Annotated in this window: 18 protein-coding genes; 9 read left to right on the forward strand and 9 right to left on the reverse strand. The window is 55.5% G+C overall.

What is annotated here, in order from left to right; genetic code table 11:
- Positions 1-33: 33 nt before the first annotated feature.
- Positions 34-1,569, reverse strand: a complete 1,536-nt coding sequence (locus GF111_RS24465) for a SpoVR family protein (RefSeq protein ID WP_047730537.1) — start codon at positions 1,567-1,569, stop codon at positions 34-36.
- Positions 1,570-1,881: 312 nt separating this feature from the next.
- Between GF111_RS24465 and zinT the strand changes: the two genes are divergently transcribed.
- On the forward strand, positions 1,882-2,532 hold the full coding sequence (zinT, locus tag GF111_RS24470; protein WP_047730538.1) for a metal-binding protein ZinT: 651 nt from the start codon (positions 1,882-1,884) through the stop codon (positions 2,530-2,532).
- Between the two features lie 44 nt (positions 2,533-2,576).
- Here zinT and GF111_RS24475 read toward each other — a convergent pair whose 3' ends face one another.
- A complete protein-coding gene (locus tag GF111_RS24475; protein WP_047730539.1) occupies positions 2,577-2,894 on the reverse strand; it encodes an antibiotic biosynthesis monooxygenase family protein in 318 nt (105 codons plus the stop codon).
- Positions 2,895-2,945: 51 nt separating this feature from the next.
- Here GF111_RS24475 and GF111_RS24480 point away from each other — a divergent pair, with 51 nt between their 5' ends.
- The 3 genes from GF111_RS24480 (at position 2,946) to dadX (ending at position 5,884) form a co-directional block, all read left to right on the forward strand.
- Complete coding sequence (locus GF111_RS24480; protein WP_146220590.1) at positions 2,946-3,254, forward strand: hypothetical protein; 309 nt, start codon at positions 2,946-2,948, stop codon at positions 3,252-3,254.
- A 175-nt stretch (positions 3,255-3,429) separates the two neighbouring features.
- Positions 3,430-4,734 carry a D-amino acid dehydrogenase gene (locus tag GF111_RS24485; RefSeq protein WP_038877178.1) on the forward strand — a complete coding sequence of 435 codons (1,305 nt, stop codon included), beginning with the start codon at positions 3,430-3,432 and terminating at the stop codon, positions 4,732-4,734.
- A 76-nt stretch (positions 4,735-4,810) separates the two neighbouring features.
- A complete protein-coding gene (gene dadX / locus GF111_RS24490) occupies positions 4,811-5,884 on the forward strand; it encodes a catabolic alanine racemase DadX (protein ID WP_102779324.1) in 1,074 nt (357 codons plus the stop codon).
- Positions 5,885-5,892: 8 nt separating this feature from the next.
- On the opposite strand, the gene GF111_RS24495 is transcribed toward dadX, so the two are convergent.
- Complete coding sequence (locus tag GF111_RS24495) at positions 5,893-7,086, reverse strand: multidrug effflux MFS transporter (RefSeq protein ID WP_038877183.1); 1,194 nt, start codon at positions 7,084-7,086, stop codon at positions 5,893-5,895.
- 77 nt (positions 7,087-7,163) lie between these two features.
- Positions 7,164-7,724 carry a 3'-5' exonuclease gene (locus GF111_RS24500; RefSeq protein WP_147191602.1) on the reverse strand — a complete coding sequence of 187 codons (561 nt, stop codon included), beginning with the start codon at positions 7,722-7,724 and terminating at the stop codon, positions 7,164-7,166.
- Between the two features lie 142 nt (positions 7,725-7,866).
- On the opposite strand from GF111_RS24500, the gene GF111_RS24505 reads away from it, so the two are divergent.
- Positions 7,867-8,022, forward strand: a complete 156-nt coding sequence (locus tag GF111_RS24505; protein WP_223294931.1) for a hypothetical protein — start codon at positions 7,867-7,869, stop codon at positions 8,020-8,022.
- 8 nt (positions 8,023-8,030) lie between these two features.
- On the opposite strand, the gene GF111_RS24510 is transcribed toward GF111_RS24505, so the two are convergent.
- Complete coding sequence (locus GF111_RS24510; protein ID WP_147191600.1) at positions 8,031-8,513, reverse strand: hypothetical protein; 483 nt, start codon at positions 8,511-8,513, stop codon at positions 8,031-8,033.
- 225 nt (positions 8,514-8,738) lie between these two features.
- Here GF111_RS24510 and GF111_RS24515 point away from each other — a divergent pair, with 225 nt between their 5' ends.
- A complete protein-coding gene (locus tag GF111_RS24515; RefSeq protein ID WP_038877192.1) occupies positions 8,739-9,032 on the forward strand; it encodes a hypothetical protein in 294 nt (97 codons plus the stop codon).
- 272 nt (positions 9,033-9,304) lie between these two features.
- On the opposite strand, the gene GF111_RS24520 is transcribed toward GF111_RS24515, so the two are convergent.
- Positions 9,305-9,481 (reverse strand): GhoT/OrtT family toxin, encoded by a 177-nt coding sequence (locus GF111_RS24520; RefSeq protein WP_039565785.1) that lies wholly within the window; start codon positions 9,479-9,481, stop codon positions 9,305-9,307.
- A gap of 1,202 nt (positions 9,482-10,683) precedes the next feature.
- Positions 10,684-10,914 carry a hypothetical protein gene (locus GF111_RS24525; protein ID WP_038877195.1) on the reverse strand — a complete coding sequence of 77 codons (231 nt, stop codon included), beginning with the start codon at positions 10,912-10,914 and terminating at the stop codon, positions 10,684-10,686.
- Positions 10,915-11,266: 352 nt separating this feature from the next.
- Between GF111_RS24525 and GF111_RS24530 the strand changes: the two genes are divergently transcribed.
- The 3 genes from GF111_RS24530 to GF111_RS24540 are packed head-to-tail and all read left to right on the forward strand — an operon-like array spanning position 11,267 to position 13,071.
- On the forward strand, positions 11,267-11,830 hold the full coding sequence (locus GF111_RS24530; protein WP_038877198.1) for a fasciclin domain-containing protein: 564 nt from the start codon (positions 11,267-11,269) through the stop codon (positions 11,828-11,830).
- A 45-nt stretch (positions 11,831-11,875) separates the two neighbouring features.
- Complete coding sequence (locus GF111_RS24535; protein WP_147190662.1) at positions 11,876-12,424, forward strand: RNA polymerase sigma factor; 549 nt, start codon at positions 11,876-11,878, stop codon at positions 12,422-12,424.
- Positions 12,421-13,071 carry an anti-sigma factor domain-containing protein gene (locus tag GF111_RS24540; RefSeq protein ID WP_071605359.1) on the forward strand — a complete coding sequence of 217 codons (651 nt, stop codon included), beginning with the start codon at positions 12,421-12,423 and terminating at the stop codon, positions 13,069-13,071. The genes GF111_RS24535 and GF111_RS24540 overlap by 4 nt, the downstream gene beginning before the upstream one ends.
- A gap of 88 nt (positions 13,072-13,159) precedes the next feature.
- On the opposite strand, the gene GF111_RS24545 is transcribed toward GF111_RS24540, so the two are convergent.
- A complete protein-coding gene (locus tag GF111_RS24545; protein ID WP_038877203.1) occupies positions 13,160-14,428 on the reverse strand; it encodes a YeaH/YhbH family protein in 1,269 nt (422 codons plus the stop codon).
- A gap of 131 nt (positions 14,429-14,559) precedes the next feature.
- Positions 14,560-16,494 (reverse strand): protein kinase YeaG, encoded by a 1,935-nt coding sequence (gene yeaG, locus GF111_RS24550; protein ID WP_004932230.1) that lies wholly within the window; start codon positions 16,492-16,494, stop codon positions 14,560-14,562.
- Positions 16,495-16,844: the final 350 nt, after the last annotated feature.

The following is a 16,844-nucleotide window of genomic DNA, read 5'->3' on the forward strand; positions in this document are numbered from 1 at the left end:
GGCGCCCTGCGGCGCCCTTTGTCGTTGTGGCGGTTACAGCGGCGTCGGCCGCGGCGGGCAACGATCGAGCAACTCCACGCTGCCATCTTCGTTTTGCTGCTCGAGGATCACGTCGAAGCCCCACAGGCGATGCAGGTGCTTCAACACGTCGCGGCGGCTCTTATCCAGCGGTGCGCGTTCCTGCGGGATGTAGCGCAACGTCAGCGAGCGGTCGCCGCGCAGGTCCACGTTCCAGATCTGAATGTTCGGCTCATGGTTGCTCAGGTTGTATTGCGCCGACAGCTCCTGGCGGATCGCCCGGTAACCGGCTTCGTTATGGATCGCGGCAATCTCCAGATAGTTGTTGCGATCGTCGTCCAGCACGGTGAACAACCGGAAATCGCGCATCACTTTGGGCGACAGGAACTGGCTGATAAAGCTCTCGTCCTTGAAGTCGCGCATGGCGAAGTGCAAGGTGTCCAGCCAGTCTTTGCCGGCGATGTCCGGGAACCAGTAGCGGTCTTCTTCGGTTGGCGACTGGCAGATGCGCTTGATGTCCTGGAACATGGCGAAGCCCAGCGCATACGGGTTGATGCCGTTATAGTACGGGCTGTTATACGGCGGCTGATACACCACGTTGGTGTGGCTGTGCAAAAACTCCAGCATAAACCGCTCGGTCACCCGACCCTCGTCGTACAGATGGTTGAGGATGGTGTAGTGCCAGAAAGTGGCCCAGCCCTCGTTCATCACCTGAGTCTGCTTTTGCGGGTAAAAATACTGGCTGACCTTGCGCACGATGCGCAGCACCTCACGCTGCCAGGGTTCCAACAGCGGCGCATTCTTCTCGATGAAATAGAGGATATTTTCCTGCGGTTCGCTCGGATACCGGCGCGCCTGCTCCGGCGATTCTTCGCGTTCGACGCGCGGCAGGGTCTTCCACAGCGTGTTCACCTGGCTTTGCAGATACTCTTCGCGGCTTTTCTGGCGCGCTTTCTCTTCTACCAGGGAGATTTTCTGCGGGCGTTTGTACCTGTCGACGCCGTAGTTCATCAGCGCGTGGCAGGAGTCCAGCAACCGCTCCACTTCATCGACGCCGTAGCGTTCTTCGCACTGGCTGATGTAGTGGCGGGCGAACAGCAGGTAATCGACGATGGAACTGGCGTCGGTCCAGCTGCGGAACAGATAGTTATTCTTGAAGAACGAGTTATGGCCATAGCAGGCGTGCGCCATCACCAGCGCCTGCATGGTGATGGTGTTCTCTTCCATCAGGTAGGCGATGCAGGGATTGGAGTTGATGACGATTTCATAGGCCAGCCCTTGCTGCCCCTGTTTGTAGCGCTGTTCGGTTTCGATGAACTTCTTGCCGAAGGACCAATGGGTATAGTTGATCGGCATGCCGACGCTCGAATAAGCGTCCATCATCTGCTCGGAGGTGATCACCTCGATCTGATGGGGGTAGGTGCCGAGCCGGTAATGCTTGGCGACGCGGTCGATCTGCTCCAAATACACCTGCAGCAGCTCGAACGTCCAGTCCGGTCCATCGCTCAGACGTTTATCATCCTTAACCTTTTCATGTGTTGAAGTAGTCATCAGCGCACCCTCATTATTCACGGGTCTTGCTCAAACGGCAGGCCCTGTAACAAGCATAGTTCAAGTCATAATTAACCGTTGCAAATCAGTGAAATAAAAATGTCGGTACGCAGGGGAGCGAACGGCAGTCAATCCAGCGCCCGCCGGCGCCGCGTCCGTCCCGGCAGAAGGCGGCGCAGCGCCGCGCTTCCTCTTCGAGTATAACCCTGCGGCAGGGGGGCGCAATAGATACTCTGCAGCGCGACAGGGATTGAAATTTGTTATGTTATATTGTAACTTTTTGTTTTCTCAATGACGGACAAGGAGCATCTTTTGGCGAGGCATTTTGGCAAACTGGCGGTGGCGCTGGCAGCGTTGTTTATCGGCGGGCAGGCGCTTGCCCACGGGCATCATTCACATGGCAAGCCGCTGACGGAAGTGGAAAAAAAGGCGGAGGCGGGCGTATTCGACGATAAAGACGTCAAAGATCGCGACCTGGCGGATTGGGAGGGCGTGTGGCAATCCGTGTATCCTTATCTGCTCAATGGGGATCTCGATCCGGTGTTCAAGAAGAAGGCGGAGCAGGATAAGAGCAAGACCTTCGCAGAAGTGAAGGCCTATTACCGCAAAGGGTATGCCACCGATGTGGATACCATCGGCATTGAGAACGGCGTCATGGAGTTTCATCGCGGCGACCAATCCAGCGCCTGTCAGTATAAGTACGCCGGGCATAAGATTCTGACGTATGTCTCCGGTAAAAAGGGCGTGCGTTATCTGTTCGAATGCCAGGATGCCGGCAGCCTGGCGCCGAAATTCGTGCAGTTCAGCGATCACATTATTGGCCCGCGCAAATCGGCGCATTTCCATATCTTTATGGGCAACACGTCACAGGAGGCATTGCTGAAAGAGATGGACAACTGGCCGACCTATTATCCATTCCAGCTGCAGACTAAAGAAGTCGTGGACGAGATGCTGCATCATTGATGCCGTTCCCCCGCAACCACAAGCCCGCTTGCGTGGGCTTGTGCTCAGTCAAACGGTCTGATTTGCAGGTAATCGTCCATCACTGCCATTTCAAATAACGTTTCATCCGCCAATAACGTCGCGCGCATTCGTTCCCGGGCGCGACGATAGCGCTCATCCAACTGAATATCACCGGCGCTTTCCCATGCAGCGCGGCTTGGCCACTGCGCGTAGCCAATAAACTGCCCGCCCATATCACGGTGCAGGCGGGAGCCGAGGCTGCCGCGCTGCAGATAAATGCCTTGGGTCAATTCAAGCCAAGCCTGGCGAAAGGCTTGTTCGTGTCCGGGTTTGACTGAGAACTGATAGAGAGCGATGAACATGCGAGGTTCTCCTGAATAGCGACAGTATGAACTCTAGGTGCGGCTGGGGGCTTGAACGTTCATATCGTGCTGCAGCGAAAACAAGATGACGCCACAGTGAGCGGCCGCTTTATTCCAGCAATAAAAATAAGGCTATTGAGGGCTGAAAATTTACGCGATTTTTCTGCTGCAGCGGGTGGCGCCGTTATTTGCCAGTTGTTTTGGTATTTTTTTCTTTTGTGGTTTTTTATTCTATTTATGGGTTGGCTGATATTTTTATATTCTGTTAAATCCATGTTGCTTATCACGCCAATTTTCTATGCTATCAATGATAGCAATGCTAGCGAGCCAGGGGTGACCTCGCGCCATAATCCCCCTTAAACCGTATCTTATCGCTATTTTCTGGCGGCTATTGCAAATGCGCGGGCCATCGACGATAAATTAATTGTGAATATTGTCACGTTTGATGATGAAGTTGTTGGACGGATTTTTTCACTGAGTTAATTTCCTGTGAGCAGAAGATTATGCTTTGTGAAGCCTTGAGCTGGAGTCAGCGATGCGAGTGGTAATTTTAGGTAGTGGAGTGGTGGGCGTAGCCAGTGCCTGGTATTTGGCGAAGGCGGGGCATGAGGTGACGGTGATCGATCGTCAGCCTGGCCCGGCATTGGAAACCAGCGCGGCGAACGCCGGGCAGATTTCACCGGGCTATGCCGCTCCCTGGGCGGCACCGGGCGTGCCGCTGAAGGCCATCAAGTGGATGTTCCAACGCCATGCGCCGTTGGCGATCCGTTTCGACGGCAGCAGCTTCCAGCTCAACTGGATGTGGCAGATGCTGAAAAATTGCAACACCGAACACTACATGACCAACAAAGGCCGCATGGTGCGCCTGGCAGAATATAGCCGCGACTGTATCAAGGCGCTGCGGCAGGAAACCGGCATCCAGTACGAAGGCCGCCAGGGCGGCACGCTGCAGCTGTTCCGCACCCAGCAACAGTTCGAAAACGCAGCGAAAGACATTGCGGTATTGGAAGATGCCGGAGTGCCTTACAAACTGCTGGAGGCCAGCCAGCTCGCCAGCGTTGAGCCGGCGCTGGCCCAGGTGGCGCACAAGCTGACCGGTGGTCTGCAGCTGCCGAACGACGAGACCGGCGATTGCCAGCTGTTTACGCAACAGCTGGCGAAGATGGCAGAGCAGGCGGGCGTGACTTTTCTGTTCAACCGCAGCGTCGATCGTCTGCTGGTGGAGGGCGACAAGATCGCCGGCGTGCAGTGTGGCGAGGAAGTGTTCAAGGCCGATAGCTACGTGGTGGCGTTCGGCTCCTACTCCACGGCGCTGCTGCGCGGCCTGGTGTCGATACCGGTTTACCCGCTGAAGGGCTATTCGTTGACCATTCCTATCACCGACGAAGCGGCGGCGCCGTTCTCTACGGTATTGGATGAGACGTATAAAATCGCCATCACGCGCTTCGACCAGCGTATTCGCGTTGGCGGCATGGCGGAGATCGTCGGTTTCAACACGCAGCTGGAGCAAAAACGGCGTGAAACGCTGGAGATGGTGGTACGCGATCTCTACCCGAACGGCGGCAGAGTGGCGGATGCGACGTTCTGGACCGGCCTGCGGCCGATGACACCGGACGGCACGCCAATTGTCGGCCGCACTTCGCTGAAGAACCTGTATCTCAATACCGGGCATGGCACGTTGGGCTGGACGATGGCCTGCGGTTCCGGGCAGCTGTTGTCCGATCTGATGTCCGGCATTACGCCGGCGATCCCTTCCGATGATCTGGCGGTGGCGCGTTACAGCGCCGGGTTTCGCCAGCAACACGCGGTTCCGCTGAACGACGTGCATCCCGCACGTTAATCGTCAACGCTGTCATAGACTTTCCCGGCCACGCGCAGGCGCGCGTGGCCGCTGTATGCTGCCCCAAGGAGAACCGATGCCCCGTCCCATAACCGCCACGATTCATCTCGGCGCGATTGAAAATAACCTGCAGGTGGTGCGCCGTTTCGCCCCCGGCGCCAAAGTGTGGGCGGTGGTCAAAGCCAACGCCTATGGCCACGGCATCAACCACGTTTGGCGCAGCATGGCACAAACCGACGGCTTCGCCATGCTGGATCTGGCCGAAGCGGTGCTGTTGCGCGAATTGGGTTGGCAAGGGCCGATTCTACTGCTGGAAGGTTTCTTCCAGCCGCAGGATCTGGCGTTGCTCGATCGTTATCGCCTGACGACGGCGGTGCACAGCGACTGGCAGCTGGCGGCGATCGCCGACGCCACGCTGAGCGCGCCGCTCAATGTCTATCTGAAAGTGAACAGCGGCATGAATCGGTTGGGGTTTGCACCTGAGCGGCTGCGCGAGGTGTGGCAAAGAGCGCAGGCGGTTGCCAATATCGCCGAACTTACGCTGATGAGCCATTTCGCTACCGCCGACGGCCCGGAAGGCGTAACCCAGCAGATGGCCACTATCGAGACGGCGGCTACCGATATACCGCTGCCGCGCTGCCTGGCCAACTCGGCCGCCACGCTGTGGCACCCTTCGACCCATGGCAGCTGGGTCCGCCCTGGGATCATTCTGTATGGCGCTTCGCCGAGCGGTTGCTGGAATGATGTTGCGGCAACGGGGCTGCAGCCGGCGATGACGCTGAGCAGCGAGATCATCGGCATTCAACAGCTGAAGTCTGGCGATCGCGTGGGGTATGGCGGCCGTTACAGCGCCGCCGGCGCACAGCGTATCGGCGTGGTGGCCTGCGGCTATGCCGACGGCTATCCGCGCCATGCGCCGACCGGTACGCCGGTATGGGTGGATGGTGTACTGACGCGCACGCTGGGAACGGTATCGATGGACATGCTGGCGGTGGATCTGACGCCCTGTCCGCAAGTCGAACTGGGCGCCGAAGTGGAGCTGTGGGGGAAACGCCTGCCGGTGGACGAGGTGGCCACGGCGGCAGGGACGTTAGGCTATGAGCTGCTGTCGGCCTTAGCGGCGCGGGTGCCGGTCGTCACCGAAGCCTGAGCCGCGGCTCAGGCGACTTTTCTAATCTGCCCTTTAATCTGCTTGCTGAGCCGTCGCGCATGCAGCGCCAGCAGGCAGCCTGCCAGCATCACCAGCGCCAGCGAGAGCTTGGGTTGCAGCGGCAACGCCATCGCCACCAAACCCAGCGCGGCGCCGCCCGCCATCTGCACGAAACCGACCAGCGCGGACGCGACGCCGGCCTCATTGGAATACGGCTCCAAAGCGTAGCTGGTGGCCGGGCCCATCACGAACGCCAACCCGGCGCAGGCGCTGGCGACCGGCAGCATATACGCCAGCCAGTGCGCTTGCGCCGTTGCAGGCAACAGCATGACGCCCAGCAGCAGGCCCAGACAGCCCAACCCCATCAACATGCCGCCGGTCGCCAGACAAACCGGGCGGCCGACCTTGTGAATGATGCGGTTGGCGAAGAAGCTGACCAGCATGATCCAGAAACCGTTGGCGCCGAACACCAGCGAGAATTGCAGCGGGGTCAGGCCGGCGGTACCCATCAACACGTTCGGTGCCAGAGAAACGTAGGTCAGCGCCATGCCCATCGCCCCGGAGTTCACCACCGCAAAGGAGAGGAAGCGGCGTTCGCTGAGGATGCGCGCGTATTGGCGCACCGGCAGCCCTTTGACCGGCACGGTATCAGCGGGGCGGGTTTCCGGCAGGCGCAGCGCGATGAGCACCAACACCAGCAGCGCATAGCCGACCAGGAACCAGAAAGGCGCGCGCCAGCCGAAGGCTTCGGCGAGCAGGCCACCGAGCAGCGGCGCCAGCGCTGGGATGATGTTCAGCGTGCCGTTAAGAAAACCGAAAGCGCGGGCGGCGTCGTCGCCATTCAGGCGATCGCGCACGCCGCTGAAGGCGACGACGGCGGTGCAGCAAACCGCTACCCCTTGCAGCAGACGCGAAGCGATGAAAACCGTCGGGCTGGTGGCCAGCGCCGCCATCGCGGCGCCGATCATGTAGAGGATAATGCCGGCCAGCGCCACCGGCTTGCGTCCATAGTTATCGACCAGCGGGCCGGCGATGACCTGGCCGAGGCCGAGCACCAGTATAAACAGCGATATGGTGGATTGGATCAGCGCTTCACTGCTGCCGAGGCCGACGGCAATGGCGGGAATGGTCGGCAGGTAAAGATCGATGCCTAATGGGCCGAGCAGCACCAGGCTGAGAAGCATAAACAGAAACTTTTGCATAACAGGAAAGGCACGTCCGAGTGACAAAGAGGGCTAGAGTAGAGACTCTGGCGGTAAATGAAAAGGGGCAAAGCGGGTCAGCGCTGCGCCCCCTGGCGGTAATAGAGCGCCGAGACGGTATCGGCCACATAGCGGGCCTGGTGGCGAGCATCATCCAGCGCGCGATGCGGCATGCCTTCGAACGGGCGGGTCTTTTTCGGGTTAAAGCCGTGCAGTTCCGCCAGCGTGATCACCGTACGCACATCCTGAGTATCCCAGAATTTCCACGGGCAGGGCATTTCCAGCTTCTGGAAGGCGTGCTCGAGGATCGCGCAGTCGAACTCTTTGCCGTTGCCCCAGACTTTCACCGTATCGGTGCTGTTCATATGGATGAAGCGGCTAAGGTTGCTCAGCACGCGCTTCAGGCTCTCGGTGCCGCCGAAGGCCTGCTTGCGCGCTTCATCGGACTGCTTCGCCCACCAGGCGACCGTATCCAGGCTGATGGTACGGCCCGGTTGGTCTTTCTGGCTGCTGACGGCGGCTTCGAATTCGGCGCCCAGCTCCCCGGTTCGGGGATCGAAAAACACCGCCGCAACCACCAGGATGACGGCGCTGGGTTTTATATCCAGGGTTTCAATATCTAACATCAGATGGTGCATCGGCGTTTCCGGTGGGTGGCGTGGTGGCTTAATGTTACTACAGAACGTGCGCCGATGCGGCCGGTGTGCACATGAAATCCTTTTAAAGCGCCGCGTTCAGGTTATGATGCTTGGGATACTCTTGTCTGGTTGGTCGCTATCGGTGAGAACGCTTATCTTTATTCTGTGCATGGTTGGCTACTTGCTGCTGCTGGGCTACCTTAGCGTGTTCGTCACGGACAAGATCTGTGAGAAGGCGGGCAACTACACCAAAATATGCCGCATCGTAGACATTTCCGAGCCCCATATCCCCAAATAGCGCCGTGTTTACCCCAGGTAGTCAGTGGTAATCAACGGGGTCAGGATGGCCGCCAGCGCCGTGAGCGCTCCCCATTGCCGCCAACCCAGCCGCGCCAGCCAGTCATGCCGCTGCGGGGGCGTGGCCAGCTGCCCGACGGCCACGGCACCGGTAAGCAGCAGCGTCAGAATCAGCAGCTCCAGGCCGCGGCTGACCAGCGTGAATTCAACATGCAGCACATTGGCGTAATACAGGCGCATCAGAATAAAATAACTCAGCAAGATCCAGGCGAAAACGACGTTCTTTTTGAGCACCTGCTGCAGCATCAGCGCGAGGAACAGGCTGTGAAACAGCGACAGCAGGGGCGCCTCAAGCGGATGTCGAACGCAGACGTTGTAGACCGCCATGTAAATGTTGAAGACCAGCAGGATATAGATCACGTAAATATACCAGCCGTAGATCACTTTGAGTTTTTTCGGGCTCGGCGGCAGAGAGAGTGCGTCCGGTTTCATTAATGCCTCCTGATGAGGCCAGGCAAACGCTGCGGTTGAAGACGGCGCGGCGGCATCGTAATTTAAAATTCACAGGGTATATATCACCCGAGCGCTAAATGACGATTAAACACGGGATCGGCTTTATTTACGCGCTGGCCTGGAACTCTTTTTCTCTCGCGGGGTCGGCTGGTGTGCGAATATTTGGCGGTTTCTGCACCATGGTGAAAGACGCAATATATTGATATGAAAGATTATAAAAACACTTCGGGCACTAAGATTCTGCTGCTGTTCAGCCTGGCGTTTTACACGCTGTTGCCGCCGCTGTTGACGGCGGCCGTGTTCAACCGTTTCAATCTTAACCCCTTCGCGATCGTCAAATTTTTGCACTTCAACCCGTTTTTGGCCGACCGGGGCATACCCGGTTACCAAACTTTCTTCTACTTGTTGATGCTCTGGTTGGGGATGAATATTTTGCTGTGGCTGCTGGTGTGGGGGATGGGGCGGTTGTATCGGTGCTGGCGAGCGCCGCGCGGCTGATATTTTCCCAAAGGGGAAACGTTGCGCAGGGAAATGACTTTACAATCAATAATGAGACGTATTATCATCTTTTCGCCGGTGAGGGGAAAGGGTTGTCTCCTTCTGTGCCCCCCGAGCCGGCACGACATTGCTCACATTGCTTCCAGTTTTCATGCCAGCCTTGCGCTGGCGTTTTTTTATCCCACGCCAAAAATCCGCGACGCCGGCGGCCTTCCCTTTTCATTAGCATGGCTGTTTAAAAGCCCAAGCCCGCCGCGAGGTCTGTTGGGGGATTAGAACAGCGAAAACAGCAACACGACCGGCAGGCTCAACGGCCAGGTTAAGCCGATGGTCAATGCGCTGATAAAGCGTATTTTAACGGTGTCCCGGCTAACCAGGTAGGTGAAAATCATAGAAACTAACAGACCAATAAAATAACAGTATTGCGTTGCAACCCACAGCGACGACATGAAACCCGATCCCAGTTGTATTTTTACGCGCGAATTCTAGGAGCTTGGCGGGTGATAATCAATGACCAAAGGCCGTTTATTCATACCTTTATCCATAAGAATGCATAATTTATTTCTATAAAGAACGTAGGGTTATTAACGGCTTTTCGGTTATTACAAAAAGAAATCAACAACATAGTTACCGGTAACATTTTGCGTCGGGCAAGCCCTCTGTTTGAGGGGCTGCGCCAGGTCAGAAAAAAGTCGACGAGGGACGCAGAAAGGGGATAAGACTGTTATCCGTAAATATTATTGATGTATCTGTGGGCGGAAAGGTTAAGGCGGGATAGCGTCAGGTTTCGCTTTCGTGGGCACTTTTGGGGCCGGTTTTAGCGCATCGTCCCGATGCGCTGCTTGCCAGCCAGGGAGGGGGATTTATTGCCGCCGCAGGTTTAATGAATGTTAAGACCGTAGACGAATAGCCACGAAAACAGCAGCGCCAGCAGGCATGCTATAAAAACGATGGAGATCATTTCCTTCACAACTTCATTCCTTTTCCCGGTGAGCTAAATTTACTTCTCTTTGTTTTTACGCGAAATTTTAGATCGGTATGGGTAAAAATCCTAGTTTTAATCCCGATTTTTTGCTTTGCGCGCTGCGTGGATAGGCCATGGCGATGCCGGGAAATCGCGTGCGTTAACCCGTCGTAGCTATTGCCGAACGCCGCGAGCCTGACTGTATAAAATGAGGACTGCGTGACGTCGCCGGTAGCAAGGCGTGCCCCTTAAGGGCTGCAGTTCATCTGTCTATAGCGCTTCCCTATGATGAAGGAGTCGGCAATGAGCACAAAAACCACTATCGTGCTGGTACACGGATTCTGGGGCGGCGCCGCGTACTGGAGTAAGGTCATCCTCGAGTTGTCGCGCAGGGGATATTTGGCTATGCCAGCGGGGGGCATGCTTTGCGGGTTTCCCATGCCGAAGAGGCGGCGGGATTGATGGACGAAGCGGCCGGTTTTGAATAAAGCCAGGGCAGGAAGGTAATCTGGCTAAAAGGTGACGGTCTGCACCTTCGCTGTCTATTACGCCGGGCTAAAGAGCCGGCGTAATAGGCGCTTATTAAGGATAAGGGTTGATATCGCTATCAAGGGTAATAATGAGCATCATCACTAACACCACGAGGGTGGCAATAATGGCGTAGATTTCCGCCTTGCGCATATCGCCTTAACGCCCGTTGACGCCGATCATTTCTATTGCTGCACGATGCAGTCTCTGAAAATAATCATCGGACTGTTTTTCCACCTCCTGGATAAGGCAGGCGAGCAGATTCTGTTTGGTTATCGGCTTGTTGGCGGTCAGCACCAGCAGCACGCTTTTGCCGAGCAGGCAGCATATTTGCTTATGGTATTCATCAACATCTTGCTTGTTGAGGCCATAGAGAGTGTAGTCGATCATAATGTCTAACCTGCTGACAGGTAAATGCCCGCCGTGGCGGGCTGAGAAGCCATGGAAAAATAAAATGAGGCAAATTTCGCTTAGGAAAGGACTTAAGCGATGAGGTAACGATAACTGAATGGGAATATTCCTATCAAGCCGTGCGGGCCTGGAGGCGAAGGTTTAGGAATAACCTCAGAAGAAAGAATGGAAAGTGGCCGTCAGCACCTGAGCACGTATTTGTTAGGGATCTTTGTAAAGGTACTTTTTCCTTTTGCGTTATTTTTTGCCATCCGTGCATCCACTTGGCGCCCCTCATACGTATATCAGTAATGAGCGACACTTCCGCTCCGCTTACGTTGAGGACTTAATCATGAAAACGCTTATCTCCACTATCTTCACCGGCTCATTACTGTTCAGCGCCGCAACCCTGGCCGTTGCCGCTGATTCGGCATCCGTGATGGTTGGGGGGGCTGCGATGTACCCCTCAAAAAACATTGTGCAAAATGCGCTGAATTCAAAAGATCATACCACGCTGGTCGCGGCGGTTAAAGCTGCCGGCTTGGTCGACACCTTGCAAGGCAAAGGACCTTATACGGTCTTTGCGCCAACGAATGCCGCATTCGCCAAATTGCCGGCCGGTACGGTGGATAATCTGCTAAAACCTGAGAACAAAACTCTGTTGACCAGCGTGTTGACCTATCACGTCGTGGCGGGGAACTATGACATGAAAGCGCTGGAGAGAAAAATTGAGCAAGGCGGAGGACGGGCGGAACTCAAAACCGTCAATGGTCAGTCGCTATGGTTTATGAATAACGGCCCGCATAATATTCAGATCAAAGATGCTAAAGGCGACGTCGCCAACATCAGCACCTATGACGTGCGGCAGCAAAACGGTGTAATCGACGTTATTGATACCGTACTAATGCCCAAGTAATGCCTATACTCGAAATGGGCAAAGTTTAACCCCTTTAGGGATGGCATGGATCACTCGTTGAAAGAAAACCAGATAATTTGCTTAAAGGCGATCGCTAATGGCGATCGCCGAGCATTTGAACGCTTGTACAGTTCGACATCGTCATGTTTGTTCGCCATTGCGCTACGCATGTTGCGTAATCGCCAGTGGGCGGAAGAGGTTATGGTCGACGGTTTTCTTACCGTATGGCAGCGTGCCGGGGATTATGATCCGGCCAAGAGCTCGCCTATGACATGGCTTACTCACATTATAAGGAATCGATGCATTGATGGATTGCGCAGCCGGCAGGGACGCCATGCCGAACTGGAAGAAGAATATAGTGACCAAATCCCTCAGTCGGAAAATGAAAATCTGGATGATGAGGGAGAGCAGGCGAAAAAGCTAAATGACTGTTTGAAGCATCTGACTTCTGAACAACGGCAAAGTATTGTTCTGGCATATTATCAAGGGATGTCGCACGCGGATATCGCTGATTGGTTGCAGCAACCGCTGGGTACGGTAAAAAGCTGGGTCCGCAGGGCGCTAGCGCATCTGAAGGATTGCCTGGGCCTATGAACAGACGCAAAAGTGATGACATGTTGGCTGCAGAATATGCGCTTGGCACGCTCAGAGGGTATGCAAGGTTGCATTTTGAGCGCCGTCTGAAATCGGATAGCGTTTTGGCGACCCAGGTTGGAAAATGGCAAAATATGTTGTCGGGGCTGGATATTGGTATAACGCCGATACCTCCCCCCGAAAGCGTTTGGAAAAAAATTGAATTAAATCTGCCTCGATACGCTTCGCCCCGACGGCGCGGACGAAATTATATTGCATGGGGGCTTGCGGCAGGATTAGGCGTATTGAGCCTGAGCTCGTGGTTTTATTGGCGTACGCCTGAGTTGAAACCGTTAGTGGTCCTGAACGGAACACATCAAGGGACGTGGGTTGTGAGTTCAGATGGCCAAAGAAAAATTGTTCGTATAACCCCCTTAGGCCTGGCCGCTATTCCTGACGGGAAAAGTCTTGAACTATGGCTGATTCCCGTTGGCCATAAGCCCGTTTCAATTGGACTTGTGAATGCGAAGAACGTGAGTCAGTTTTATTTGGCAGATGCAAATTTAGTGAAAGGAACAACGATTGCCATTAGCCTGGAGCCATTAGGCGGCTCGCCGAACCAACAGCCGACGGGCCCCGTGTTGTATTCAGGTGAGTTGCCTCTTTGATTGACGCAGGCTGTATCCCGCAGAAATAGCATTTGAGTTCGTTGAGAATAAAAAACGGCCGGGCATATGTTCTCCGGCCGTTTTATGATTACACGGTTTGCTTGCGAAACAGTTCGCGGAATACCGGATAAATATCGTCCGGTTCGCGGATATGCTGCATGGCGAAGTTGTCGAATTTCGCCTGCAGATCCTCATATTCGCGCCACAGCGTTTGATGAGCGCGACGAGTGATTTCTATATAGCTGTAATAACGCACCATCGGCAGGATCTTCTTCGCCAACAGCTCATGACACAGCGGTGAATCGTCGGCCCAGTTGTCACCGTCCGACGCCTGCGCGGCGTAGATATTCCATTGCGCCGGGTCGTAGCGCTCTTCGACGACGTCGTTCATCAGCTTCAGCGCGCTGGAGACGATGGTGCCGCCGGTTTCTTGCGAATAGAAGAACTCCTGTTCGTCCACCTCTTTCGCCTGGGTGTGGTGGCGAATATAGACTACCTCGACGTTTTTGTAGGTACGGCTCAGGAACAGATAAAGCAGAATGTAAAAACGTTTGGCCATGTCTTTGGTCGCCTGATCCATCGAGCCGGATACGTCCATCAGGCAGAACATCACCGCCTGGCTGGAGGGTTCCGGCCGGCGCTCGTAGTTTTTGTAACGCAGATCGAAGGTGTCGATAAACGGCACGCTTTCGATTTTCTTGCGCAGTTCGGCAATCTCTTTGCGCAGCCGTTCTTCTTCCAGCAACTGCACCGGTTCAGTGTTTTCCAGCTGGTTCAACTCGTCTTCCAGTTCGTGCAACGCGCGCCTTTTCCCGGCGGTCATGGCGGTACGCCGCGCCAGCGAGTTTTGCAGCGATCGCACGACGCTGATGTTGGCCGGCACACCGTTGGCGGTATAGCCTGCGCGGTGGGTTTTGAACTCGGTCAACTGCTTGTACTGGTTCTTTTTCAGGTTGGGCAGGGCAAGATCTTCGAACAAAAGATCGAGATACTCGTCTTTGGAAATCTGGAAGACGAACTCATCCTGGCCTTCACCGTCCTGGCTGGCGTTGCCCTGGCCGCCGCCACCGCCTGATCCGCCCTGAGGCCGCTCAACGCGATCGTTCTGCACGAAGTGGTCGTTGCCCGGATGCACCCGATGGCGTGTGCCGCCGCGCCCCTGATGAAACATCGGTTCGTTGATATCGTCAGTGGGGATGGAGACCGATTCCCCGCTGTCTACGTCGGTGACCGAACGCTTGTTGATGGCTTCGGCAATCGACTGTTTGATTTGCGACTTGTAACGACGCAAGAAGCGCTGGCGGTTCACCATGCTCTTGTTTTTGCCGTTCAGCCGTCGGTCAATGAAATAGGCCATACTTCCCCCAAACGACGTTGCCAACTCTTCATGTCCCGGCCGCTGCAGCGCAATGTGCAGCCCCTCCGTGGGCTGCGCTGCAACGTCCATGACTGTGGACATGGCCCTGATAATGCCGCTTACCTGAGGCGTTATGAGGATTTTCTGACCCGCAGATACCATTCACACAGCAGGCGCACCTGCTTACGGGTATAGCCTTTCTCCATCATACGGTCGACGAAGTCGTCGTGTTTTTTCTGCTCGTCCGTCGAGGTTTTGGCGTTGAACGAAATCACCGGCAACAGCTCTTCGGTATTGGAGAACATTTTCTTCTCGATCACGGTGCGCAGCTTCTCGTAGCTGGTCCAGTTCGGGTTACGGCCGTTGTTATTGGCGCGGGCACGCAGCACGAAGTTCACGATTTCGTTACGGAAATCTTTCGGGTTGCTGATTCCGGCCGGCTTTTCAATTTTCTCCAGCTCGGCGTTCAGGGACTCACGATCGAACAGCTGACCGGTATCGGGATCGCGATACTCCTGATCCTGAATCCAGAAGTCCGCGTAGGTCACGTAGCGATCGAAAATGTTCTGTCCGTATTCCGAGTAGGATTCCAGATAGGCGGTCTGGATCTCCTTGCCGATAAACTCGGCGTATTTGGGGATCAGGTAGCCTTTCAGGTGCTCCAGGTATTTCTCGGCCAAATCCTGCGGGAACTGTTCGCGTTCGATTTGCTGTTCCAGCACATAGAACAGGTGCACCGGGTTAGCCGCCACCTCGGCGTGATCGAAGTTAAACACTCGCGAGAGGATTTTAAAGGCGAAACGGGTGGAGAGGCCGTTCATACCTTCGTCAACCCCGGCGTAGTCGCGGTACTCCTGATAGGACTTGGCCTTCGGATCGGTATCCTTGAGGCTTTCGCCGTCGTACACGCGCATTTTCGAGTAAATGCTCGAGTTTTCCGGCTCTTTCAGCCGCGACAGCACGCTAAACCGCGCCAGCGTCTCCAGGGTGCCCGGCGCGCAGGGCGCGTGGGTCAGCTCGCTGTGGTCCAGCAATTTGTCGTAAATCTTGATCTCTTCCGACACGCGCAGGCAGTAAGGCACCTTGACGATGTACACGCGGTCGAGGAACGCTTCGTTGTTCTTGTTGTTGCGGAAGGTCACCCATTCGGATTCGTTGGAGTGCGCCAGAATAATGCCGTTGAACGGCAGGGCGGAGATGCCCTCGGTACCGTTGTAGTTACCTTCCTGGGTCGCCGTCAGCAGCGGGTGCAGCACCTTGATCGGCGCTTTGAACATCTCGACGAATTCCATTATCCCCTGGTTGGCGCGGCACAGGGCACCGGAGTAGCCGTAGGCGTCCGGATCGTTCTGCGCGTGGTTCTCCAGTTTACGGATATCCACTTTACCGACCAGCGCAGAGATGTCCTGGTTGTTCTCGTCGCCCGGTTCGGTTTTGGCGATGGCGATCTGTTCCAGAATGGAAGGGCGCACTTTCACGACTTTAAACTTGGTGATGTCGCCGCCGAACTCATGCAGGCGCTTGGCCGCCCACGGCGACATGATGGTGCCGAGATAGCGACTGGGGATGTTGAACTCTTTTTCCAGGATCGAGGCATCTTCCTGTGGATTAAACAGGCACAGCGGATGATCGTTGACCGGGCTGCGTTCGCCGTTGGCGCTGAGGGTATAGATGGGCACGCGCTGCATCAGTGCCTTCAGGCGTTCTGCCAGCGAGGATTTACCGCCGCCCACCGGGCCGAGCAGGTACAGGATCTGTTTCTTCTCTTCCAGGCCCTGCGCGGCGTGTTTCAGGTAAGAGACGATCTGTTCGATGGCCTCTTCCATGCCGTAGAATTCTTCGAAGGCCGGATAGCGTGCGATCACGCGGTTGGAGAACAGGCGTGACAGGCGTGATTCTAGCGCAGTGTCGACCATCACAGGTTCACCGATAGCCATCAGCAGACGTTCGGCCGCGTTGGCATAGGCACTGCGATCTTGCCGGCAAATGGTAAGAAATTCCTGCAGTGTGAACTCTTCGTCCTTGGCAGCTTCGTAGCGCTGGCGATAGTGGTCAAATATGTTCATGATGCCCGTCCTTTCGTTATTAGCACAGGTTAAAGAGAGCGTGTGATAGTGTTCTGGCTCCCGAAAGATGAGAATACGCCTGAGTACAGCAACCCGTATGCCAACTTGGTGCGCTTATTATCGCGAGTTGCGCTGTATGCCACTGGGCCCAGGATAAATTCACCTTCTGATTTAAGCTTAGTTTGCTTGCCGGAAAATTTCCTGCCGTAGAAAAAGCTTTTTTTAAGTCATATCAATGACTCAGTTATTACCGTGCGAGCCAAATGCCTTGTCTGGCGCGGCCTGCGGGATGAAACGTCATCGTTCCGCCATGATTAATTCATAATTCCGCTATAAGTTATTCGATCTTG

Origin of the sequence: Serratia sp. HRI, from assembly GCF_010119335.3 — a bacterium.
GTDB lineage: Bacteria > Pseudomonadota > Gammaproteobacteria > Enterobacterales > Enterobacteriaceae > Serratia > Serratia nevei.

What these genes read in the sequence shown, in the direction of transcription:
- GF111_RS24535 (WP_147190662.1), top strand. Translation starts at nt 11,876, where the DNA reads ATGGATCACTCGTTGAAAGAAAACCAGATAATTTGCTTAAAGGCGATC.
- GF111_RS24500 (WP_147191602.1), bottom strand. Translation starts at nt 7,724, where the DNA reads ATGCACCATCTGATGTTAGATATTGAAACCCTGGATATAAAACCCAGC.
- GF111_RS24520 (WP_039565785.1), bottom strand. Translation starts at nt 9,481, where the DNA reads ATGTCGTCGCTGTGGGTTGCAACGCAATACTGTTATTTTATTGGTCTG.
- GF111_RS24475 (WP_047730539.1), bottom strand. Translation starts at nt 2,894, where the DNA reads ATGTTCATCGCTCTCTATCAGTTCTCAGTCAAACCCGGACACGAACAA.
- GF111_RS24515 (WP_038877192.1), top strand. Translation starts at nt 8,739, where the DNA reads ATGAAAGATTATAAAAACACTTCGGGCACTAAGATTCTGCTGCTGTTC.
- GF111_RS24525 (WP_038877195.1), bottom strand. Translation starts at nt 10,914, where the DNA reads ATGATCGACTACACTCTCTATGGCCTCAACAAGCAAGATGTTGATGAA.
- GF111_RS24540 (WP_071605359.1), top strand. Translation starts at nt 12,421, where the DNA reads ATGAACAGACGCAAAAGTGATGACATGTTGGCTGCAGAATATGCGCTT.
- GF111_RS24510 (WP_147191600.1), bottom strand. Translation starts at nt 8,513, where the DNA reads ATGAAACCGGACGCACTCTCTCTGCCGCCGAGCCCGAAAAAACTCAAA.
- GF111_RS24495 (WP_038877183.1), bottom strand. Translation starts at nt 7,086, where the DNA reads ATGCAAAAGTTTCTGTTTATGCTTCTCAGCCTGGTGCTGCTCGGCCCA.
- GF111_RS24545 (WP_038877203.1), bottom strand. Translation starts at nt 14,428, where the DNA reads ATGGCCTATTTCATTGACCGACGGCTGAACGGCAAAAACAAGAGCATG.
- yeaG (WP_004932230.1), bottom strand. Translation starts at nt 16,494, where the DNA reads ATGAACATATTTGACCACTATCGCCAGCGCTACGAAGCTGCCAAGGAC.
- dadX (WP_102779324.1), top strand. Translation starts at nt 4,811, where the DNA reads ATGCCCCGTCCCATAACCGCCACGATTCATCTCGGCGCGATTGAAAAT.
- GF111_RS24530 (WP_038877198.1), top strand. Translation starts at nt 11,267, where the DNA reads ATGAAAACGCTTATCTCCACTATCTTCACCGGCTCATTACTGTTCAGC.
- GF111_RS24465 (WP_047730537.1), bottom strand. Translation starts at nt 1,569, where the DNA reads ATGACTACTTCAACACATGAAAAGGTTAAGGATGATAAACGTCTGAGC.
- GF111_RS24485 (WP_038877178.1), top strand. Translation starts at nt 3,430, where the DNA reads ATGCGAGTGGTAATTTTAGGTAGTGGAGTGGTGGGCGTAGCCAGTGCC.